The 2,479-nt window shown below is 65.6% G+C and carries 2 protein-coding genes; both read right to left on the bottom strand.

What is annotated here, in order from left to right; all coding sequences use genetic code 11:
• On the bottom strand, positions 1-1,425 hold a 1,425-nt coding region (locus tag MUO23_10420; GenBank protein ID MCJ7513368.1), incomplete at its 3' end, for a hypothetical protein.
• 126 nt (positions 1,426-1,551) lie between these two features.
• The coding region (locus tag MUO23_10415) for an iron-containing alcohol dehydrogenase (protein MCJ7513367.1) at positions 1,552-2,479 on the bottom strand (928 nt) is incomplete at its 5' end.

Below are 2,479 nucleotides of genomic sequence, written 5' to 3'. Positions count from 1 at the left end.
GGAGGTCAGGCTGCCTCCCAGCCGCATGGGGATCGAAACCACAAGGTAAGGCATGTGGGTGGACTTGAGGTTCGGCGCGTAGGCCCAATTGACTGGCGCGGTCAGGGAGTTGTCGGTGGAGTATGTCAGCGGAATGTCGTCCATCAGCAAGGAAGTGCCCGGCTCAAGGCCTGGGACGCGCTCGGTCAGCTGGGAGATGAACGAGGTGTACCTGTCCCAATCCCGCACGAAGGCCATCGCATTCGAGGCATGGAAAGCTGCGCCCAGTGACAGGAGGATTGCCGCCACGCCAATCCCGGCCAGGCGATCCCGCAAGAGAAGCAGCAAACCCGCGGCCGCCAGCAAGCTGGCGCCAAGCATGAAGGGCAACGTTAGCCGATCCCAGGGAAACACCAGCCTCAAGGGGAGCAGCGTTGTCCACACCGGCATCCCGGCGACGATCAACGACCATCCGCCAAGCGCCGCCGCTTCCGCCAGATCGGCTCGGGGGTCGCCATCCGCAGATCGAGCAGATGGGGTGCGGTATGGGAGGAGGCCCCACAGCACGACGGCCAGGGCGCCGGCGCCGGCGAGGCCCATCACCGCCAACCCGGCCCGCCCAACGATCGACAGGTCCGGCGGCCTGAGGGCGTTCAGCCAGGACCCGATGCTCCCCAGGTACAGGTCCACGCCCACCCTGGTCAGCAAGCCGCCCAGCTTGGCAACCGGAGCGACCGCCAGGCCCACAAACAACTCCGGTTCGTAGGTCGGGAATTGCACGACCAGCGACCGCCACAGCAGATAGACAATGAAGACCACCGCGTAGGGCGCCCACAGCCTTACGGTCCTGGTCAGCAGGCGCCGACCACGCAGGCCGGACTGCCGAAGCACCAATCCGATCACCAGCGGCCGGACAAGCTCCAGCCCGACAAGGTACTCAAACGAGAACAGGACCAGCGTCAGAGCGGTGATCGCCGCCCCAGTCCATAGCCCGCGCCGAGCTGGGTTGCGGAGAGCCTTCACGCTGCACCCCAGGGAGGCCAGGAACAGGGCGTACAGCAGAAAGTAGTGACTGTAGATCAGCGAAATGGGCCCCTGCAAGAAGCCGGGATAGACAACGAAGAACAGGCCAGTCAGCAGAGCGAGACCGCGCCGACGCGGCCAGATCAGACAGACCACCCACCACAGCCCGACGGCCGTGATCCCCCGCGCCAGCAACTCCAGCAGCTGCCACCCAAGCGGCGACTCCCCGATCACCGGTGTAGTCAGCATGTAGATCCATGGCAGAAACGGACGATCCACCTGGTAGACCTTCCAGAAACCCATGGGCCCCAACAGATGCAGGAACCACGACTTCGGCATGTCGTCCCAGTAGAATCCCAGCCAGGGAATGAGCAAGCCATGGGCGAAGACCGTCAGACCCAGAATGGCCGCAATGGGCCTCACAGGCTTTGCGGCGGTGGAGCTGTCGCTAGGGGAGTTGGCGTGCATGGACTGGATGGCGGGTTCCTTCCCCTGAAACTTCGTGGCGGCGGGGGCTGGCACGTCCCGCCAAGAAGCGGGTGGCGTTGACTACCAACTTGCTCGCACGATCTCTCGCAATTCCTCCCCTGTCAAGGAGATCGGGTTGCCCTGGGTGCTGCTGGCAGCCGCCGTGCGTTCGATGAGCACGTCCATATCTCCCTGGCGCAGGCCGATCTCCGATAGACGGGCGACCCTCAGTTCTCGGCTGAGAAGCTCGACCCAGGCAATGCCATCCTCCGGGCGCGCATCGGGCTTGCCGGTGAGGGCTGCCGCCAGTTGTGCGTACCGCTGCAACGCGGGGCTGTCTGGCGCGCGAGACCGCAGAGCGGCGAGATTGGTTTGCATCCCCGCCGGCAGCAAGCTGGCGCACACCAACCCGTGGTGGGCATCGGTCATGCCGCCGATCACACTGGCGAAGCCGTGGATGACCCCCAACCCGGCATTGGCCAGGGCGATACCGCTGAACAGGGCTGCCAAGGCGAGGTCGGTGCGGGCCGCGGTGTCCCCCCCGTTGGCATAGGCGCGCCGGAGCGAACTGGCGATACGGCGCATGCCCTCCAGACAGACTGCATCCGTCATTGGCTGCGGCCGCAGGCCGACATAAGGCTCGATCAGCTGCGTCAGAGCGTCGAGTCCACCCCAAGCAGTGACATCCGGCGGGAGCCCATCCATGAGCTCCGGGTCGATCAAGGCCAGGCGAGGCAGCAATCCAGGGCTGCGCAGACTGACCTTGACCCGGTGCTCCTCTGACAGAAGGACGGCGTTCTTGGTGACCTCAGTTCCCGTTCCGGCCGTGGTGGGCACGAGGATGAGCGGCCGCGCCGGGTGGGTCAATGGTTTCCCGGATCCCACCACCTCGAGGTAGTCGAGCGGATCGCCTCCGTTGGCGAGCATGGCGGCGATCGCCTTGGCAGCGTCCATCACGCTGCCCCCACCCACACCGACCACCAGCTCCACCGAAGCCTGGGCTGCCTGT

Source organism: Anaerolineales bacterium, from assembly GCA_022866145.1.
Lineage (GTDB): Bacteria > Chloroflexota > Anaerolineae > Anaerolineales > E44-bin32 > PFL42.
This window is presented reverse-complemented; position numbering and strand designations above follow the sequence as displayed.